This window comes from Novipirellula herctigrandis (assembly GCA_007859835.1).
GTDB lineage: Bacteria > Planctomycetota > Planctomycetia > Pirellulales > Pirellulaceae > Novipirellula_A > Novipirellula_A herctigrandis.
In genome coordinates, this window is the sequence record SJPJ01000001.1 from 1,284,336 (window position 1) to 1,308,618 (window position 24,283).

Genomic DNA, 24,283 nt, shown 5'->3' on the forward strand with positions numbered 1-24,283 from the left:
GTGAGCTTGATTTGGATTCCTTGGCGTTCGATTTCTATGTCACGGCATCAGCAACACCGCTGACGAGCGATCAATACATCGACTATCAAACAAACGAAGCATACCGGCTGCGCGAATCCATATTATCCGATCCGGAAGCTCCTGTTGCTCTTCGGTCGATTGTTGGTGATCGCGTCAAGTTCGTGGAAATTTACCTACAATCCCTTGTTGCAACCGGACTTTTGCGTCCGGAAGATGTGCCGCCCGCCGCACTCGGACGCGCAGTGAATATCAACGCCTTTTTCACCGCGGCGGGCGGCCTGTTGGGTGGCGATGCCGGAGTGGGCATCGTTGCCGACGCCAAAGCAAACCTTGCCACCGCAGAAACGATGCTGACAAGTTTGATGGACAAACTTCGCGTCGTTTATGGACACACTCCCGAAGTCACCAACAGCGGCGACATTCCGTCAAGTGACGACTATGATTTGTCGCTATCGAACCCCACATCCTTTGTCGCATTTAAACTACGTGCGGGACAGCCATCGTTGTTTGACTCGGTCGAGGTAGCGCAAAGCATTGTATTCGATCTAGAGCGGCTTGGCCAAACGAGCGGCGATTCAGTGACATTCGTCGGGCCGAGCGGATTTTCAGAAACCAATTTTGTCCCCATTTCGACTCCGCTGCCCTATTGGGTCACTGCGACCTACGACGACGAATCAACCGAAGCGGTGCAAGAAATTCGCGTCGTCGTGCCGCTTGATGACACTTTGGATCTACGCAGTTTCCAATTGTCCGACATCCAACTTGGCAACACTGCTGTGCCAATTCCCCGTGGTCGACCGAGCTTTGTTGGTGAGTTTGACCTGTTTGACACAGCGGGCTATGTGTTGCAGGTGACTGCGGGCGTGGACGCTACGACTCGAACGGCATCTTATCTTTTGCGCGCAATCGATCCGCGTGATGGGTTGGCACCGATCGATCCAGGCGTTGGGCTGATTCAGCGAGGCGAATCGGCAATCGTTGGGTTCTGGATCAACGCCGATAGCACTGCGGCTGCGGGTACAGGTGGCGACGTCGTAACGGGTGACACCGTCGAGATGGTGGCCCGCGTCACGATGAATGACAATGCACCGGTCGATAGCCAAATTGCATTTGCGACGCTTGATGCGACGGCACCGACAAGTAGCGTGATTGCCACACCGCTTGGAGGAGATCGCTATGAGGTGAAGTGGGATGCGACGGATAATTTTGGTGGAAGCGGCATTGCATCCTATTCGCTTCTTGTTTCATTGGATGGAGGCAGTCGCTATCGGACGGTGCTCTACCGCACAACGGAGCAATCGTATCGGTACCGTGCAGAGCCGGGCCAGAACCCATTGTTCTTGGTGCGCGCAATCGATGCCGCGGGTAACGTCGAAATGGGGCCTGATGGAGTGCGTTTGCCCCGGTTGATTCCCGACATCAATCTGGGGCAAACACCGACCGTGTCAGTTTCGGCGACGGTCGAACACCCGCAAGCGGCCGCGCTTCCTAGCTCGATAGGCGATCGTTTGTTCGCTGAAAGTTCTCTCGGTATTCCATCTCGAACAAGCTCGACTCGACCGAGTATTTTCACACGAGTCACGCGTCCTCTTGCAGCGGAACGGTTTGTCACGATACCCGGTGACAGTGGTGCGGATATCGGAGCACTCGCGATCGCCGTCGGCCCCAACGGAGATGTTTATCTTTCAGGCGGACCGGGAAGGAATGAGTTGTACGTTGTGCCAGCCACCGCCAGCAACACATTGGATACCGGTAGCATGCGGCGTCTGGAAATGACTTCCACAACGCCAATCTACGAACTCGCTTTTGATGCCGCGGGACAACTTTGGGCGACCTCGGGTGGTGAAGGCTTGTTACAGGTTGATCCAACCACGGGTGAGGTGCTCGAACGAATCGGCGCTGGCATTGCACTGGGGATTGCTGCGATCCCAGGGGATACTGCACTGTACGTGTCCACGACCGCAGGCATTCAGCGCTTTGATACGGCAACGCGTAAGTTAACGCCGTTTAGTCGTGTCCGAGTTGATTCGATGGCCGTGGATGCCGACGGGACATTGTACGCGACGGCATGGCCAATCGATGGGGAGGTCCTGCGTTTCGATTTTCGTGGACGAGCCGAGCGTATCGCGACAATTGACGGTCGAGCGGAGTCGTTGGCATTCGGGGCATCCGATTCGCTATTGGAAGGCCTATTGATCGTCGGGCATGAACAACATGGAACCATCTCGGTAATCGATCCGCTATCGCTGCGTCAGCAAGTGGTTGCCACCGGAGGCACCGGGCGTGTGGAAGGGATCGAATCGCTCGGCGACGGTCGATTCCTTGTGACTCAAGGTGATCAAGTTGATTTGTTCTTCATCGTTGCTGCGCCTCAAGTGGTTCAAACACAACTCAATTCCAGTAACAACCGTGCATCGATCGTTTTTGATGTTGCCGTCAATGCAGCGAAGTCGTCGGTTCCCGAAAGTGCCGTGAATCTCGATAACTATTCAATTACAAACACGGAAACCGGTCAGCAAGTTGAAGTAGGCGCAGTGCGCTACGACGTTGAATCTCGATCAGCCGAGTTGTTGTTTGAAACGTTGCCGCCGGCTGAATACGAACTCGTGGTTAGCCCCGTTATCGAAAGTGAGCAAGGCATTCCGATCGATGGCGAGGGATACAAGGCAACCTTACATGTGTTTGGTGATTTCTCAGCGGCGATGGACGTCTCGTATGCGAACACACGCGTGAACCGTGCGGACGGGACGCTCATTTTCGATGTTGTGGTTACCAACACCAGCGATACGGATGTCGCCGGCCCGATGAAAATCGTGTTTGATGACCTTGGTCACGAATCGGTAGTTTTGTTTGGCAATAGCGGCGAGCCTGATGAACAAACAGGAGTTCAATTATTGCCGGCAGGAGTGATTCTTGGTGCAGGCGATTCGCTAGCCTCACAAACGATTGTGATCCAAAACACGGAACTCGTTGATTTGTCGTTCAATCCAAGAGTGTTGGCAATGCTGGCGCCGAATCAGTTGCCTCAATTCACGACGGTTCCGGCGTCGTCCGCTGCGGTGGGAACGGACTACCAATACATTGCTGCAGCCGAAGACCCTGACGGAACGACAACGACTTTTGTGTTGGCGGATGCGCCCAACACGGCCTCGGTCGATCCGATCACTGGAACGATTCATTGGACGCCCTCTCGGGCCGACGATTCACAAGTCGAGTTCGAATTGCGGGCCTATGATAGTCGCGGAGACTTTCAACGCCAAACTTGGGTGGTCGATGTATCGGGCGCAAATCATGCGCCGATCATTTCACCGCACGAGGATGTCTTTGCTACCGAAGGCGAGTTAGTGGAGATTCCTGTTAGTGGGTACGATACCGATGGCGATGAGTTGTTCTACTTTGCGGACAATCTTCCGCCCGGTGCGGTGTTGGATGTCGTAGGGCAAACGCTGCGTTGGCGACCGGGTGGCGACGACGCGGGGGTTTATGAAGATGTGGCGATAAGCGTCAGTGATGGTTTCGTCGAATCGAGCATTACGTTGGACATCGTGATTGCAAACAACAACGTGCCGCCGACGTTGGCGCCGATTGCAAACCGAACAATCAACGAAGGTGATTCCGTCTCGTTCGCTTTGTTCGCATCGGACCAAGACGGCGATACGATACGTTACGCTTCGCCAAACCTGCCGGTGGGCAGTTTCTTGGATCCCAACACAGGCTTGTTTGAATGGACGCCCCGGTTCGATCAACATGGCGTGTTCGAGTTGGTGTTCTATGCCGATGACGGCGAAGCACTCGGTCGGCAATCAACAATGCTCACTGTTTTAAATCAGAACGGGCAGGTGCGTTTTAAGGAGCTTGGCGAATTTGAGATCTATGAAGGACAAACGATTGAACTTCGGATCGCCGCATTCGATCCCGAATTTCCCGTAGCACCGACGAGCCTGTTTTCGATTAGCGATGATTTCTTCATTGACTTTGAAGGCCTCTTCCCCAATCTCAACTACACCCACGATCCGTTGCCGACCGGTGCGAGCTATGATTTCGATCGCAGTTTGTTTTCGTGGACGCCTTCGTTCGATGCGTCGGGGCAATATTTGATTGATTTCACAGCAACGGACGATGGTGATGGAACTGGCACGCCGACAACCGACACGGTGACTCTTTCGTTGAAGGTCCTCAACGCCAACGGCGCACCCATTGTGACCGAGATGAATGACCAGACGGTTGCCGTTCGCGAGACGCTTGATATCCCCATTGTCGCCATGGATCCCGAAGCAGCTTCGATCGCACTTGACGTTCGGATCGATCAGGCGAGCGTGCTGCCGACTTGGGCAACGCTAATTGATAACGGGGATGGCACGGGAACGCTCTCGGTCGCGCCGCAACCAGGCGATCGCGGCGACTATTTGGTGACGGTGACTGCACACGAGACAGCGGACGTCGGGGCGTTACACGGTGTGACACAGTTTATTCTAAAAGCGACCAGCCTGAACGAACCGCCGATCCTTGCATCGGTTTTTGATGCGGTATTGATTCCCGGTCAAGCGTATACACTTGGTTTGATGGCCGCCGATGCTGACCAAGATCCACTTTCCTTTGCTGCTACGGGGTTGCCCGTTGGATCTGCTTTGACGGAGTCGACGGTATATGGTGAAGCGACTTTCCAATGGACGCCTGCGGTGGCCGACGTTGGAAGTCATGCGATCACATTTACCGTGACCGATAGTGGCAATAACGGAGTGGCCGCTCCGTTGGCGGATAGCCACTCGATCACGTTAACAGTGCGCGACGGCAATACTCGACCTGATCTTGCACCGATTGGCGAGCAACAGGTTGCCGAAGGACAGATGCTAACGATCCAAACGCTGGCGACCGATATCGATAGCGATCCCATTCACTTTACTGCGGAGATGGTCGAAGGGGGAATCGCCAGACCATTGCCCACCGGGGCCCAGTTCGACCAGGCGACGGGCCTATTGCAATGGACACCAAGCACGACGCAGGCGGGAATCTACCGCATTCGAATCACTGCCAGCGACGGCGCTGGATCGCGAAGCGAAGATGTTTTAGTTACGGTGACGAACACGAATCAGTCGCCCGTGTTCTCGTCCGTGCCACGGTTGTATGGTCGCGAGGGCGAGCAAATGGTGTTCTCTCTCAATGCTGCGGATGCGGATGGTAGTGCATTAGCTTATGCCTTTGTTGGGTCACCACCAAATGGATTCCAATTCGACCCCAATTCGCGTACTGTCGTTTGGGATACTGACTACGATTCAGCGGGTTACCATACGCTGCCCTTCACCGTCACCGACCCGTCGGGTGCGAGTGATTCGTTGGACGTTAGCGTTCAAATCGTGGCAACCAACCGCGCACCCGAGTTGTCGCATCCAACGCTGCGAAACGCCGCGATCGGGCAATTGTTGGAAGTGGCGATCGGCGTTAGCGACCTTGACGGTGATTCTGTCACGCTCAGTGCCATTGACTTGCCGGCGGGGGCAACTCTTGACGCTGATAACGTTTTGCGTTGGGAACCACAAAGCTTCCAGACCGGTACCTACACGGTTCGTGTCAATGCGGACGACGGTGATTTGCAAACCCAACGAACACTGACCTTGGCGACATCGCTTGAGCCTTTGGGGCCCCAGTTAACCCTCGCGTTGACGCCAAGCTTCCCGGCAGTGCCAGGTCAATCCGTGCTTGTCGAGCCGATTGCGGATAGCGATGTTGGCATTGTCGATACGGTCCTCTCGATCGCTGGCAATCCAATCGCTCTAGATGAACTGGGGCGTGGGACATTCGTTGCCAGCATACCCGGTCGATACGAGGCAACTGCCATTGTGGTCGATGCGGAGGGACGCCAAACGACCACGAGCAAGGCGATTTTGGTACGAAACCCATACGATCACGACGCACCGGTGGTATCGATCAACGAAATTGTTCCGCCAATTGTCAGCGAACCGCGCGATCTTGTCATTGAAATCAGCGACGAGGGATTGGCTCAGTACAGTATCGATCTCGTTCCGATCGGTGGTGGTGCGCCGATGTTGCTCGGGGAAGGGACGACGTGTCGATGCGAGGCCATCACGTTAGATCCCGCGATGTTTGCCAACGGTTTCTATACTTTAACAGTCAATGCCATTGATTTTGGTGGACTGGAAACGATCGAGGAAACGCAACTCGAGATCGATTCCGACGATAAATCCGCATCCGTTCGCGAACGTGAAGTGGATTTGGCGATCACACTTGATGGAATCCCCATCGAGATTACGCGGGTCTATGACTCACTTGCGAACGGCGAAAATGGATCGTGTTTCGGGTCGCGATGGTCGATTCCGTTGATCAATCCGGCGATCGCGGTGGCCGGTAATACCGCAGACGAGTTTGAAGCACTTGCCGATGGTACGAGACTCTACGTCACTTTGCCCAGTGGCGAGCGAGTGGGCTTTACGTTCGCACCGGAGCTGACTTCCACAGCGATGAGCAACCTTGACACATTCGCGCCGAATTGGATCGGTGATGCGGGTGTCAATTGGCAACTGAAAAGTTTTGATGCGACGCTCCGCCGTTCGGCGGGACAATACTACATTGTTGGTCGAGGCCTACCTTATGTACCGCGAGTGGGGCAAGACAACGAGGCCGTCTTTACGCTTGTTTCGCCCGACGGAATCGAATACGGCTACCGCATCGCCGGCCCAGCGGGAAGTGGTTTGCAGTATCAACTTTGGCGAGTTACCGCGGCGGATCACAGCACCTCACTGCGATACACCGACAGCGGATTGGTTGCGCCGGACGGATCGCGGCTGATGATGGTGCGTGATCGAAATGGACGCATTTCGGAATGGATCGGTCCGGCGAAAGAACATTTGGTCTATCGATATGATTCGGCCGGTCGAATGATCTCGGCTATCGATGCGGTAAGTGGACAGCGGACCTTCTACGGCTATGACGAACTCAGCCGGTTAACGATCATCGCACCAACGTCCACCACGGGAACGCAACTGCAATACGGTAGCGAAGGTTTACTAACGCAAACCAATGCAATCGAATCTCACCTCGGTGGGACGCAAACGCTGATGGCGGCGCCAATCATGGGCACACTCGCCGCCGACTTTGTCGACCATTTTGGTTTTACTATTACCGAGGGCGAATTGCGAAACAGCCCCACCGGCAGCATCACCATCGGGATCGAGACAACGAGCGGCGATTTTCAACCTAACCCGGCAACCGTCACGGGACTAACAGCCGGATCATTGCTGAGTGAACCGACACGCAGTGTTGCCGTGTTTACGATCACCGATCCAAAGACCTATACATTTTCCGTTTCGGGTGATGCCACAGGCAACTACTCGGCAAATGTTTTTTTGGGCGGTGACACCAATGGTGACGTCCGTCTCGATGCTGCTGACAATGCGATGTTCGCGATGGCAATCGGCAGCAACCAAGGCGATGCGAATTACCTCATAAGTGCGGATGTCGATCGAGACGGAGATGTCGACGCGCAGGATCAAGCGGCGTTGTTGGCTGCCTATGGATTTGTTGCCAATCAACCCCCGGCCTATGCTCCAAGCGAGCTGCAATTGATCGCCGGGGTGAACCAAGTCGTTGATCTCGTATCGAACGTAACTGACGCGGAAGCCGATGCGGTATTCGTACATGCATCGTCTTCCGACGCGGAAGTATTCCCGCTTGGAAATGGCATTTTCCGAATCAATGCGGATGCCGCCTCGGACACCACGATTTCGGTGGGCGTTATCGCCGATGATGGCATCTTGGCATCGGAAAACGTGACTCAAAGCGTGGGCGTGTTGACTTCGAGCATCCGCGAACTTGTCATTCTAAACCGTGATCCGGCGTTGAAGCTCGATGATCCGAGCCGGCTATTGGTGATCGGTCGGACCGCCGACGGAGAAACGAAAACGCTGCCTGCGGACGCGGTCAGCTACACGACGTTAGACGATTCCGTCGTTGCGATTACGGATACGGGGTTAATGATCGGACAATCACCGGGAGCTGCGACAATCACAGTCACAGCATTTGGCTTGACTGCGGCCACGGCGGTCAATGTTGAATCGTTGGACGACCGTTTCTTGGACTTCTTCCCGGATGCCTATGCCATGATGGTTGGCGAGGAACGTCAATTACTGATCCGCGAACGGCTCGAAAATTCCGTTGTCCACATCAGCGCAGCATCGGCGGGGACCGAGTACTTTGTTGCGGACTCGAGTCTGATGGCGGTCAACGCTGACGGGATGCTGACCGCCATCGATGTGGGTCAGACTTACGTGACGATCGTGCAAGGTGGCATCTCGCAAGTGCTTCCCATTACCATTGACGCGGCTGTCACGGGCACGGCCACCATTGATGATCGAGGGGGAGTGATCAGTGATGGAACGGGGATCACGGTGGGAATTCCACCGGGAGCCTATGACGACCCGATCGCGTTGTCGGTGACTGCGTTGACTCAGGCCGATTTGCCCTACAACTTGCCGACGAATTGGGGTTTTGACGGCGGCGCATTGATTGACTACGGCGACCGACTTGCAAACTATCCATTAAGTTTGGCAATCCCGGCCCCAGCGGACAAATCAACAGGTGATATTCTTTACCTATTCCAACCCTCTGAGCTCACGTTCGCCGATGGGCGTGTGTTGTCGTCTTGGGAAATCGTCGATTCGATGGTCGTAGGTGAAGACGGGATGGCACGTACTGCGTCACCTCCAAACATCGGAGTAGCAGCGAAAACCCGATCTTCATTTTCCGGATTTGTTCGCCCAAGTTTAGGTGGTCGCGTTTTCATGGCCTCGCCAAGCCTATTGACGTTTGCGCTTATGACGTTGGATGCGAAAGATCGGCAAAATTCACTCCCGCCAATTGTCACGCTTGGGGATTTCACAAGTGGGTCGGGTGAGGAGTTGTACGCGGCGTCGGCGGGAATCATGGCGGATTTCTACATTCCATTGGTGCCGAACTACAAGATCCAATTGGCGGTCCATAGTGCGGGGCCGCATGGTTTGGACACACTCACCGAAACCGAGGTGTTCTTGTCTCCGGACCAACAGCTTATTGATTTCGCCGTCCCACTACGGCCTCGTGCGACCATTGCAACTGCCACTCCATCCCTTGCTCAAAGCGAGATGCGTTTTGATTCGGAGGGTCCATTCTTTGAATTGATGGGGCATTTCTTGCTGAACTCCGACGAAACGGCACGTCCTGGGTCGACCGTGGGAACCACCCTCGAAGATCTATTTGTCACCTTCGAAGTGGGCGGGCGTGACAGCGTCGACGGAAATGGAGATCCGGTCGTCGTAGGTGGAATCGACGTGATCGTACCAGGTGCTGATTTGGAAATGACCGATGACGAAACGCTGATGGTTCATTTGCCGCGAGGTTCCTTCGTTGGTGATGCAGCAATCACCGTGACGCGTAAACAAGAAGCAGCACTTGATGGTGTATTCCGCACGATTGAGGTACCCAGCAATCCGGTTTCGTTCATTGTTCAGAGCCGTTATGGATTTGTTCTCAACGGCGCCGATGGAACCGTGACCGTGCTGGATCTCGATGCGACCGAAGTGGTTGACATCCCTCCGGCGGATGATGATGCGGATCCGACACAATTGACCGTTCGCGATCCTGGCGAAGTCGCACGCATTCCTTTGGGCATCGGTACGGATTCGGAGGGTCTGATTCGACCGCAAAAGTCGCAAGTCACTCCCGATGGCACGCGTCTCTACGTTACTCAGGGTGGTCGACCTTGGATTTCCGTGATCGATACGGTAGGGCTTCAAGAAGTCGACATGGTTGCCGACGATGACAGTGATCCGGAAACGCTTGGCAATCAAGCAATCGCATTGCCATCAGGTGCAAAACCGTATGACTTAACCACGGACGGTGATGGTCGGTTCTTGTTTGTGACGGACATGAATTCACCGACGTTGTACGTGATCGACATTGATCCGTACTCGAGTCAATTTAACCAAGTCATACAAACTCAGTCGTTCGCGGTTTATGGCAGCAACCTCGCACCGCTTGGGCTACGTGGCGTGGCGGTCGCTGCGGATCGCAGAACCGTTTATGTAACGGCACCGGGCAGCGATTTGTTCCGCAGCGACAGTGGTGAGCCAGGGCGGATTTTGGTTTCCACACTTCTTTCGATTGATGAGCGGCGCCGATTGATCAACGAACTTGATCCCGACGACCCGCCACTAATCGCACCGCTTTCGTTTGACCCCACTTCCAATGATTCCATCATCGAATTTGGTGATGCACCCTATGACATCACGGCCACAGACGATCCGGATGTGATGTTGGTCGTCGATCGGGTCGGTGACAAACATGGCGTCGGCATCCTTCGTCGTCACATGACGTTGGACGAATTTTTCTGGCATGAAGTGGATTCGATTGATTTGACACCGTTTGGACTTGATCCCAACGAAGGTCGTGCACTGCAAGCGTTTGGAACCAGCAACGCGCAAGGCATCGCCTTCATTCCCGAGAACGAGTTCGAAGCGGTGATTGGTCCCCATCCGTCGTATGCGGTGTTCAGCACCTACAATGCTTACACCTCAATGTTCGATCCAAAGAAAAATCCGAACCTCGCGCCCTTCTATGCAAGTTATCCCGGCGCGGGACCGGATCCGAATGTGCCGCTAAGTTATGACGTGGAACAATCCGTCACCGATAGCAGCGGCAAAACAACGGTGTTCACGCAGGAAGTGACTCGATATTTCGCGGTCGGCGCGGGCAGCAATATCGGATTCGTTCGCAATCCGTTGGGCAGTTTCGATATTCCAATGGACAAACCACGGTTGGTCGCCGCAACCAATCCGATCATGAACGGGTTCGCAGACGATTTGACCATCAGTGCCCAGGGCATGGCATTGGTCGCCATGCAAGGTCAAGACACGGTCTTTGCTTATGACATGCCGACCGCCATCGCGGCGATCGAGTTGGCTGCCGGTGCAGGGCCAACGACCCTTTATGCCGGACGATCACAGTACCCCGATGCGCCACAGGAACTAACGTCGCTGATCCGTGGACCGTTGGGCCAAATCCCGCTCGATTCGATGTACCCTGCGGCGATGACAGCGGCACATTACACATTCTATTCTGACGATCGGAATACGCTTTATGGGGTTCCAACGACGGGACCGTATGGTGATGAGCCGAACCATTTTGGCCCGATCGAAGTCGGGAACTTGCCGCGAGGCATTGACTCGCAGCCAATCGTGCCGCCTCGGGTGTTACAGGTTGTTTCAACACCCTATACACAAGCGCCCTCGCTGCAATCGTTCCCCAACGAATCCCAAACGGTTGAAACCGGCCGCAGTAGCCAAGCGGAAATCCATAGTGGCGCGTTGCACGAATCGCATGCGATGGTGTCGTACCGGTCGCAAGAAGCAAATCGCGGCGTCATATTGCACTACGATTCGCTGCGTGCTGAACCGAGGCATCAGACCTATTTTGGTTTAGCTGGATTGGCAGCCACGGCCGAGTACGACGGGCGAGTGATCGTCCGTGCTGCAGCGATGCTTGATGATCGAACTTACGTTGCCGAATCGGACTACGAGCCCACGCGAACGGAATGGGTCGACGGATTTCGTGGTGACGAGCATTTCTTCTCTTACGAAAGTCTCGATAAGACCCAAGTCCATGGCGGCAGCGTGATGATCGATTTCAGTGATGCCAAAACGGGCGTGTATGACTTGGCAGTCGATGTCGGCGTCTTCCGCGAGTCGGCAGACGGGTATATCGACGGCGCGTTCCAAACGGATCACGAGTACTTGGCAGTCGTTAACTTACAGGAAAGCGAATTCGGAGCGGGTTGGGCACTCGACGGGTTGCTACGATTGCACAACAGCGATGGTGTTTTGTTGTTGACCAACGGGAATGGGACCGAGCAGATCTTTTTGCCGCCACAAACCGCTGGCCAAGCCTATACGCCTTTGTCGTTGGATCGAAGCGTGCTGCGGCAATTGCCAGACGATAGTTTCGAGAGACGGCACATTGATGGCACCGTCGAGCTTTTTGATGCAGACGGTTTACTGCATACTGTGCGAGATCGTAACGGCAATGAAATGCGTTACGTCTATTCCGATGGCAAAATCCAACAAATCATCGATCCGGTGGGCTTAGTCACACGGTTTGAATACACAGGTGGTTTGGTTAGCCAGATTCTCGACCCAGCCAACCGCGTAACAAAATTGGAATACGATGGGGCCAATCTTGTCAGCATCACGGATCCTGACGGCACCATGCGTAGCTTTGAATATGACCTTTTCGCACCCGGCGACTCGTTGATTGCTCCTTATCAGCATCTGATGACCGGGCAAGTGCAAAAACGTGGCAATGCCGCCGACGAGCCTTTGGGTGAGTCCTTTCATGAAACCATCCAGTACAACGAGTTCGGTCAAGTGATCGCAGGCACGCGAGTGGATGGTGCAGAGTTTTCGCTAACTCCAGCGCAGTCATTGGCTGCACATAGACCGTCACTCACTAGCGATCCGCATAAGGCTCCGCTGGTTGTCGAGATGATCGGTGACCAACCTCAGAAAGCGAATTTGGATGCAGCGCGAGCCAAGTGCGGTTTACCACCCGAAGCGTCGGGGGGGACGGGATTTTCGGCGGAAGCACAGTACATCGACTTCGGCGGCCAAGAATCGACGTACCAAATGAATGGGTTTGGTCAGTATATTCACATTCAAACCGATGGTGATCTTCCTGGACGTACGATGGGTCGCAGTGAAGAGTCCGGCCTCGTGAGTGTCCAGGTAGATCAAGTTGGAAACGTGACGTGTCAAACGTATGATGCTTTCGGAAACGTGACCAGCATTACCGACTTCCCCGATGGTCCTGATAGTCTTCGCACCGCCACGAGGACATTTGCTTACGAAAATCCAAATTTTGCTGCGATTTGGACAACCAGCACCGACGCGGTTGGACGTACGACCAGGCGCGTGCTCGATGATGACGGAAACATCGTGTCCGAAACAATTGCGACGACGGAAGTTTTGCCCGCTGGCAATCCCACCAGTTCCACCAAGATGTATGAGTTCCACACGAATGGACCTGCCGATGGGTTGATGCGAAAGTCAATCGACGCTGCGGGAATCGTTACCGAATTTTTGTACGATGACTTTGGTCGGCTGACGTCAACAAAGTTCTTTGACGGAGAACAGGTCAATGAGTATGTCGATCTGACCGGAAACATTCGTGAAGTGATCGATCCCGATGGATTCAATCGTACACTTCAATACGATCCAATGAATCGATTGTTGACAACGACGATCGACGTTTCCATTGATGGCGTGACCTATGTCGATGCTACTGAGTATGACGCGCACGGCAACGTGAAAAGACAAGTGGATCGCAACGGCAATGTAACGCTGTACGAGTACGACGTTTATGATCGGCCGACCAAACGGATTGAAGCAGCGGGTGTACTCGATGCAACAACCCACTACGCTTACGACTTTGGGGCGATGTTGGTCGACGCTGCGCTTGCCTTTGATCCGTCTTACACCTACTGCTATGAAAAGAACGCAAACGGTAGCGTTTCGCTGTTGGTCGAAAACAAATTTGGCCAACCCATGACGGTGGTTGATGAAATGGGGCGGCGGACCCAATATCACTATAATGCCGCCCAGCAGATGGTCGGCATCACGATGCCTAGCGGAGGGAATATTCGATTCGAGGTCGATGGTCGCGGACGTCAAACGAAAAAGGTTGGCCCAACGACGGAAGAATTCGTCACGGTCTATGATGACGCGAATCGGCAAGTCGAAACGATCATTGTGAATCCAGCGACCGGAAATCAAGTTACCACGGCGACCTACAACTTGTTCGACTCCGTTGCGGCGAGTACCAGTTCGATTGGTGTGGTGATACGGTTCGAACACGATGCCGCGAACCATCCCACGCGAGTCATTGAAAACGCCAACGGTACGGATAAACGTATCACCCAGCATGAATTGGATCAGCGGGGCCGCGTGATCCACACGACGGTCAATGATTTGGCGACGACAGACAACGAATACTACCCCAGTGGACGGTTGAAGTCAGTCACCAATGGCTTAGACGCCAAGGTCACAATGGTCTATGACGAACTCGGTCGCACGGTTACCCAGACCGATGCGGAAGGCGAAGTCACTCACTATCTCTATGACGGTAGCGGAAATCAAATCGGCATCGTTGATCCGCGTGCCAAAGGAGATCGGGACAATACGGAGTTCCGGCAAACGTATGAATATGATGAATTGAATCGCCAAATCACCACCATTAACCCGTACGGTGACACGACCCGTTACGAGTACGATGCACTGGGGAATCAAACCCGGATCATCGACCCACGCTCGACCGACGATATTCCGGTCGAGACGCGATTCGAATACGACCGTCTCAACCGACTTACGAAGACAACCAACGCGGAAGGTCGCTCCACCAGCTACGAATATGACTTAAGCGACAATGCGACAAAAGTGACTCAACAACGGTTGACGCTCGACGGCATTGTCAACGATGTCTCTGAGTACGAATACGACCAAAGCAGTCGGTTGCAACAAAGGATCGATCCCGAAGGTTTCGTGACGACATACCAATACGACGCGATTGGCAACATGACGAGTATCATCGATCAACGAGGTTCAGCAGCACGAACCGACTTTGTTCATGACAAGATGAATCGAGTCGTCAAGCAGACAATGGCTGCTGGTTCGCCGCGGGCAGCGACGACGCAGACGGTCTATCACCCATTGGGGATGGTCCAGGAAACAATCGATCCGATGGGGCAACGTACCGTTACCGAGTTTGATGAATTGCTTCGTCCGAAAACGACCACGGTGGCCAAGGGGTCGACGAAACCTGCCGTGACGACGTACGAGTACGATGTGGTTGGCAACCTAACCTCGTTGACTGAACCACGAGGTGCCTTTTACACTCGGTCGTTTGAGTACGACAAGATGAATCGCCAGATTAAGGAGTCCGGTAATTCGGGAACGGCAACCGATCCGCGACCTTATGAAATCATCACCGAGTACAACGAAATCGGACAACCGATTCGTCAAACCGACCCTCGCGGAGATGGTTTAGAAACACGGATGGAATATGACTCGAATGGTCGTTTGGCGGTTCAGCACGACGCGTTGGGGCAAGAAACGCGTTACCAGTACGATGCGGCGGGAAACACGACACGTATTGAAACACCGTCGCTTGATGGCAACACCGCTGCGATATTGGAACTCAGCTACGACACTCTCGGCAATCGCTCTTCGATGCGAGACGCTCTGGGCAATACGACTTGTTTTGTTGCCGATGACGTCGGTAATTTGTTGCTAACAATTGATGCGCGAGCAAACTTGGCGACGTGCAGCATCGCCGATAGCGATAACGACTTCGCATCGCGAATGTACTACGATGCATTGGGTCGGCGAACCGCGGTTGTGGATGCCGGCGGTTATCGTGCAGAGATCGAGTATGATGCGTTTGGCAATATTACCAAGCAAACTGATCCGCGGACCTTTGACGCGGCAACACCCGGTGAATTTGTTACCGAGTTTATCTACGACGAACTTGGACGAGTCGCGGAAAAACATTCGTCCATTGGTGTGATGGGTAGCGACGTCATCGCGATCGAAAAGTTTCGCTACGACTTGGCGGACAACTTGGTGCGATATGAAGATCCGCGAGGCCCCGAGTACGCCACGACTTACCAGTACGACCCGCTATACAATCGCACGGTCAGTCTGCAAAACGTTGTCGTGGACACCGGTGGGGGAGCGTCCGCGTTGGAGACGATTTCGGAGTACGACGAGGTGGGGAATCTTGTTCGTTCTGTTGACGCTCGCGGCCCATTTCACGCGGTGCATTTCGAATACGACGCTGGCAATCGACTTGTTGCGATGATCGAACCGACCGGTACCGAAGCGGAGCCTGGGCCAATGGCGGTGACTCGATATGAATTCGACGAAGTAGGCAACTTGATCGCGGAACAAGATCCTCGCGGTGAGTATTACACCGTTCGCATGGTCGTCGATGCGCTCGGGCGAGTTCAGTCGCAATCGGTTCCACAAGGCTCGGCCGAACACCCTCAGGCCCCTGCCGTTACCACCTACGACTACTTTCCCGGCGGAACGGTTAAGTCAATCCATGGTCCTCGCGAAAATGCCGGCGAAGACATTTTGCCGACCGAATACAGCTACGATGCCGCCGGTAGGCTAACTTCGATGACCGATTCGCTTGGTGCGGTGACACAGTACGAATTGGACACGATCGGAAATGCGTTCGCAATCACCGAACTCGGCGACGCTTTGACACCAACGCGGACAACGCGAATGGAATACGACCGTCTTAATCGCATGACCAAGGTGATTGATGCAGTCGGTTTGGAGACGATGACTGAATATGACGCGATTGGAAATGCAGTCCGCATTATTGGTCCGCTATCTAGCTCCGACGGTGCTTCGGTGATCGAGCGGATCTACGATGGTCGTTCGTTAATCCGCAGTGAAACGAATGCGGAAGGTGACACGACCACTTATGACTACGACGCCGCAGGGAACCGAATCCGCATCGGTGATCCGCGAGGCGAATGGGCCGACACAACGATGGATTTTGACGGCGCGAACCGACTAATTGCGACTCACTACGCAACGGGGTCGGCAGCCGATCCCGGCGACCCAGTAACGTATCGCATGCAGCACGATGGAATCGGCAATGTCACCCGAGTGATTGACCCACGTGGCGAGGCCTTTGCAACGGAAACGATCTTTGATCACCGAAGTCTTCCCATCGAAGTTCACAATAGTGCTGGTCCCGAAGACGCACCCACGATCGAGGTCGATCAATTCCAGTACGATCTTGCCGGCAACTTGATTCGCAACATCGATCCTCGCGGAGACGACTATGCGACGACCCATTCCGTTGACGCCTCCGGACGAATCACCTCGACGACCTATGCCGTTTTGGGGACCAGCGGGCCATCGCATTTGACTGAAAAATTTAGCTACGACGTGGAAGGCAACTTGATTGAACATGTTGGCATCGGTGGTGACGACTACATCACCGAATATCAATATGATGCGGTTGGACGTGTGACGTTGACCACGGACCCCGTCGGAGAACAAACCGCCTACAGCTACGACCGTTACGGCAATGTGCTGTCGGTGATCGATGTGTACGGCATTTCGACCAACACCTACGACGCATTGAATCGCTTGTTAAGCAAAACAAACGCCGAAGACGAAACGACGGTTTTCGAGTACTCGGACAATGGTTTGGAAATCATCACCGAGGATCCGCTTGGGCGGTCGAGCCGAACTATCCGTGATCGATTGGGCCGAGTCATCGAATCGATCGATGCGGTGGGGCAATCCAGCTTCCAGGAATACGACGCGGTTGGGAACGTCGTTCGGATCGTCGATCGAAACGGCATTGTAAGCGATTCGGTCTACGACGCTAGGAATATGCCGCTATCGGTCACGCGAGCGGTCGACACGCCGCAGGAAATCACGACTCGCTACGAATACGACTCGCTCGGACGACAAGTCGTGCAAATCGATCCGCGCGGCGACTACTATCGAACCGAGACGGTCTATGACGCTCGCAACCGCATGATCCAGCAGCGCCGACATGCAGGCACGCCAACGGGTACCGGCATCGGTACACCGGGCGAAGACGACTGGATTGTTGAAAATTATGAATACGATTCGGTGGGGAATCTGATTGCAATGACTCCCGCTCGAGGGGATTTCTATACGATTTACACGGATGTCGATGGGCTTGGTCGCGTGACGGGAATTAGACAGCAAGTCGGCACACCGGCTAGTCCTGCCGAAGCCGTCCAGAAGTTCGAGTACAACAACGCCGGCCAGAAAGTTCACGTCGAGGACGCACTCGGCCATGTGATTACTCGCGACTATGACCGCGTGGGGCGCATGGTGTCGGAGACGATCGAGCGTGATGGCACGGATGATATGGTGAACCAATGGAATTATGTCGACACCGATACTGGTTATCGAATTGAACAGATCGATGCGGCAGGAAATGTTTCCTTGACGACCGACTATGACAAGGCACAGCGGGTTGTGATGATTCAACCGCGATCGGCTGAAACCGAAGTTCGTAGCTACGACGATGCCGGGAATTTGACGATGGCCACCGTTGGCGACGTTCAACGGGAATTCCAATACAACGAGCTGAATCGTTTGGTTCAGGAATCGGACGGATATGGGAACTTCTACGCCTATACGTACGATGCCGTTGGTAATTTGTTGACCAAACAAGATGCACGTCAAAGCAATCCGGTTGAGTACTCCTATGACGCGCTGAACTTGCAGCGATCGATTCGGCAATCCGATGGCGGTTTGACGCAACTAGAGTATGACAAAGCCGGTAACCTGAGCCGCGTGATGGATGCGGAAGGCAGCGTTACAAGTTTTGTGTTCGATGCAATGCACCGGATGGTCAGCGACACCAACGACTTTGGCACTCGATCCTACGAATATGACCCGGCTGGGAATCCGGTGCGTTACGTCGATCGCGATGGTCGCATCACCGTTCGCCAATACAACGGAAATCAACGTCTTGTGCAAGAAGATTGGCTTGATTCAACCGGCAGCACGACAAACACTTTGTCGTTCACATACGACGTGATCGGTCGAATGACGGAGGCGTTCAGTGGTGATGCGACTAACACGTTTGCGTTTGCCGATGACGCGACGGCGCAAATCTCCGCGATTACGTCCACGATCGCCAGCGGTGTCGATGTGTTCGCGATCGACTATGAACGTAACTTGCTTGGCTTAACGACAAACGTTTCGGCATCCCTTGGTGTTCAAGCAGGCATCATTCAAGAAAGATTCAGCTATGGTTTGACCGATGACCGACTATCATCCATTGAGCAAACCGGTTCTGCGGTGAACGCGAAGCGAGTCGAGTTTGATTATCACGATGACGTTTCCGCTTTCAAGGAAATTCGCCGCTACGGTAGCGATGATGCCTTGGTGTTGACAACAAGCACAACGCTGAACGAGCGGCAATTGATCGACCAAATCAAACATCTATCCGCTACGTCGGGCACGATCAATCAATACCGCTACACCTATGATGCCGACGCTCGTGTAGCGTCGATCGAGGATGAATATGGCAGAGCGACTTACGACTATGACGCAAATGGACGTCTGACATCTGTTTCGCACACCGATCCGCAGATGTCCGATGAGTCGTTCACCCTAAATGACGTCGGAAACCGAACTTCTAGCAGTGAGCATGGCGATAGCTACAGCTACGTCGAACAGAACCGACTAGCCAGCGACGGTATCTTTAACTACGAGTATGACGCCGAAGGGAATCTTGTTACACAAACGGCGATCGAAACCGGCGACGTCATTCACTATACGTGGGATCATCGCAATCGTTTGGTCGCGGCGGTCACCGAAGATTCATCTGGGAACGTCGTGGAGGTGGTGGAGGTCGGCTATGACGCTTTGAATCGACGGATTTGGAAGCGTGTGGATCCTGATGGCATTGGCAACAAGCCGGTTACTTGGCGAGGCTACTTGTACAACGGTGATGATGTGCTGGTAGAGATTGTCGATGTTGGCGGACTCGACGTTGGAACCGATCCTGTGGTGGACGTGGTTTACTTGCACGGAGCGGGCGGTGATTCACCACTGGCCCAAGAACACCAAGGTAACACGATTTGGATGTTGCCGGATCATGTTGGGACCGTTCGCGATTTAGTTGGCGTAGACGGCCAATTGCTTGATCATCTTCGCTATTCGGCCTACGGCGAGATTGTCTCACGCACCGATCCCGATGTCTTCAATCGTTACTTCTTCACTGGCCAAAGCTACGAGCCGGCACTTGGATTGTATCACTTCCGCGCCCGTTACTATGACCCAACGAATGGACGATTTGTCAGTGTCGACCCAATCGGCTTGTCCGCGGGCGATCCAAACCAATATCGCTACGCCTTGTCAGACCCGATCAACATGGCTGATCCGAGTGGGCTATCGGGGGTTCCATCGGCGATGGCGAATCCGTATTTCGACCAATTGAGTTCGGTTCGCGATGCGGTGACGGAAAGTCGTCAGACATTTGACAAGAGCATGTCGGTTGGCAACTTCAACGTCTTGACGTTTGCCATGGGGACGATCAGCAGCACCAATATCGCTGTGGAAGCACTCGCCACCATCGCAGCAACAGTCGCCTTGTCGACGAACCCCGTGACCGCTCCCTATATGGTTTACTACGCAGCCTATAGCACAGGGAAAACTGCCTATAGCCTCGTCAAGCAGAGTCAGCAACCTGGACGTGAAGGATTTGAACTTTGGGACGGCGTCAAATTGTTCCTGACTGTCGGAGCGTCGGCAATTGGGCCGACCGTCGGCACTTACGCTAGTGTTGCGCTGAATGCCGCTGATGCCTACGTCGCACTCGCTTATGAGAAAGACCTCAATGCGATGGATAGCCGATTGATGGGGGCAACAACCGGATTCGTTGGCGACGTTGCTTCTTATCACGCGCAGGGTATGCAATCGAAGGGACTAAAAGGCGACATCGCAACCATGCGGACGGAATGGACCGGAACCGTTAACCAAGTCCGTAACGGAACGATCCCGTATTTGTTGGGTGTTGGAAAGAATTTGAAAGGGCTCGCTTCGGATATCACTCGATTGCAACAGTACCAAGCAGATGTGCAGTACTATCGGCAATCGCTTGGTGGCAACGCTGACGCGATTGCCATACGCAATGCCATTGAGCCGCCCGATTTCCAAACAAATACCTTCAAGCAATTTTCGCGACTGATCGACGCCGCTCAAGCCGCCAAACTTGGTTGGCATGGCAGTTTGGATCATCAGATCCGCTCAGTGGCCGTGAACCGGATTGGGCAACGGGGGGCGCTGTCGATGAAAATGCTGCAAAAAGACATCCGCAAGAATCCCGAATTGGCGCAGATGGAATCCGCGTTGGTGAAGATGGAGCAAGACCTGGTCTCGGCAGCAACATCCGCCAAGTGGGATTACCCGCTTGAATTAAACGCTCAAGGAAACCGAGCATGGAATGCAGGACGTGCATTCATCGACCAAATTCGAGGCAGCGGCTATACGTCACGCATCGAAGCAGCGCAGAACCGTGTCATCCAATTCAATGCCGAACATAATCCCGTGTATCGGAAACTGATTGGTGAGTTGGTCGATGCCGAGATCAACCGTAGTGGTGCCATGTTGACATCGACCGCCAAGGCATCGTTGCGCGAGCAAGCGATCGCCCTGCACGCATCAACATTGATTCGAGTAAACAACCCGGCCGCGCCAACGTTGTCCGCACCGTACTCTCATTTGGGGGTCAAAAATAAACTGCCGAAGATGATCGATCGTGTGAAACGGGAAGTTATCAATCGCATGTACCCGACATTGGACGCGGCGCTGGCACAACACGAAGCGTTGAAATTCTATATCAAAACAGGCGACAAAACACAGCATACCCAAAACATGGAATTGCTGTTGCGTAACCATGTGGGCACGCTACAAAAACAACAGGCTGGGTTGCGAGCTTATGAAAGAGGCATGAAACAATTGTTCCCGAGTGGGCGGCAACCGATGGATGTCCTCGGTTACACACGTTACCAGCAAGCTCAAGCGATGAGGAAAATCCTCACCGATCATCCCTACTCGTTCGAGGGACCATTCAACAATTTGGCGGATCGCTTGATCACCACCGCGCCTTCCGAATTCGCCGAGATATTGGATCTTCCTTTCACGACTCGCCAAGACGTCCAAGATTTAGCGAACGTCGCTAGGTCCATCAATAACGGCAAGCTGAAAGTGCCGGGTATCAACGAGGGTGGTGTCGTTGCACTGATGCTACAGGGAACCGCGGGTGCCACGTTGAGCCAAATCGCATTTCGTGCTGACTTTGTCAAGGACGTCTACTCGGGGAATTTCCAACGGTTGCACCAGACTCTCCAGAAGCCGTTGGAAGCATGGCGGACGTTGGCTGATTTGACCAAGAGTCCGATGATGAGCGGTACCAGTGATGTCGACCTGGGATTGATTGTGAAGGGAGGTGGAAACAATCTGCTGAGCGTCTTCAACGAAGCCAAAGTCACGTTCCCCAACGGCAGCATTCAGCAGCTTAAGGGTGGGGAAGCGATCGACGCTATTGTCAAGTATTCCGATCCCAATTCGTTCATCGGTAGAACCGCTCGAAAAGTGGGCGTCGAAGTTCCCGTGGAATGGTATGTCTACCAAAACCGAGAGCTTGCTCAAATCGCTGACGCCGCAGCCGCACGAAACACGCCTATCGATCGTGGTGGTATGAGCGTGATCACCAATGGCAGTTCGTTCGATGTGGTTGCACACTACTCGCCTCACTTGGACCCCGCGGCGCAACTCGGGGGAGCTTCGCGGACGATCCTTAGCGGTTTGATGCACTCGGCGGTTGTCCAATCGGCGACGTCGCAAACCATCGTCACCGCTGCCGAACTTGGCCCCGTGCTTGTCGACGCGATCGGGCGTTGGCAGTCAACGGATCTTGATCTTCCGGGTCCAATGATCCATTTGTGCGTCGAACCACTTGGCGGCACACGGCTTGGATACACGATGCTTAACAAGATCGATCAAAATGGTCGGCCGATCGAAGCCACGATCGTCATTGACGACGATGCTGCCGGACACGGTTGGTTTGTCGATCCAACACCGTCGAGCGATAGCGAATTTCGTATCAACGCCGATGGAACGTTGAAAGCCAACGTGGATGAAGCGATCGGTCGTTTTGACGTGTTGTCGGTCTTGCTGCATGAACTAGGCCATCTCTATGGCTTCACCGAATCGTTTGACGGATTCGGTTTGAATACCGTTTCCGATAGTCAAGGCCGACAATCGATTGTCACTTCGACCGAGACTTTGTGGCTAGACCCCAGCAACAGCGAATTGGATCTCCGTCGTCACCCGTCGCTACTGATGGCTGGTTCGATTCAACTTGGAGTCCGCAAGACGCCAACCGAATCCGAAGTGGAGATTATCTCGGCGGCATTGGATGCAAGTCAAACGGGGTTCACCCGGTTGATGATCGATGGCGAATTAATGGCTGCTACGATCGGATTCACGCCGATTCGTGAAGCCTTGATCGCTTCGAGTGATTACGTCACCACCGGATTAACCAACGGGACATTCACTCAAACGAACCCTGATGCGGTTGACTACGGCTGGTCGATGGTCGGTGACGTCCAAATCGCCGACGGTGTGGCAACCATCAGTGAAAGCGTCGGGATGATCAGCGATTTTTCACAAACATTCGTGGTTCCACAGGGCACCGCCAACATCACGTTTACGATCGGAGGAATCGTATTGGATGTTGGTCAAGTCGATGCTCCCAACGAGGCATTCGAGGTAGCGGTCATAATGACGGATACATCCGAATCAATCGCCAACACGATGACGGGACTCGATGGCGGCGATGCACTATTGAACATTGCTGCGGATGGAACCGTTCGGTATGCGTCGGGCGTCACCGTCGAAGGAATCGATGCAAGCGGTGACAGGCTTACCGATCTCGCGAAACCGATTCGCGTAACAGCGACCGTACCAGAATCGCTTTCCGAAGCTGCGGCCACGGTCTTCTTTGACTTGATCGGATTTGGCGAAAATAGTAGCCGGGCCGAGATCAGCGACGTACGTCTTCAAATGGGATCGACGCTCACTTGGCACAATGCCGCTTGGCCGGTTGATGTCGCGGGTGACGGCAAAATCACCGCTTACGATGCACTGCTGATTATCAACGAGTTAACCGATTACCGCTATACGGATCGGCTTTCCAACGATCTTGTGCCCATTACCTCAACGATTCACCCACCACCCTATTTCGACGTTAATGGCGACGGTAAACTCACCGCCTTGGATGCGGTCCGAGTCATCAACGCGTTATCGGTCGTGCCACCGGCGCCGCTACCTGGATGGCAAAACCCGGTCTTCCATGAGGATGTCAATGACGATGGAAAGATCACTGCAAACGATGCGCTGATCATTATCAACGAGTTGATCGATCGGCGGATGAGCGATCCGGATACATGTGAACTCGACGAGATTGATGAAACACATCATCCGACGCCCTACTATGACTGCAATGGTGATGGGAAGCTGACCGCAATTGACGCGTTGATGACAATCAATTACTTGACGCATAAAGATACATCAAGCAATTCCGAGCCGCTATCGGAGCAACTGCTTACTCTCCTTGCAACGCGGTTATAACGCAGCACCATTGT

General features: G+C 53.9%; 1 protein-coding gene (running past one end of the window). It reads left to right on the forward strand.

Annotated features, from left to right (window positions below; genetic code table 11):
* On the forward strand, positions 1-24,269 hold the 3' portion of the coding sequence (locus CA13_RS04465) for a CARDB domain-containing protein (protein ID WP_146394781.1). Its footprint begins 13,210 nt before the window's first position; the window shows 24,269 of its 37,479 coding nt (coding positions 13,211-37,479); its start codon lies beyond the left edge, outside the window; its stop codon occupies positions 24,267-24,269.
* Positions 24,270-24,283 lie beyond the last annotated feature (14 nt).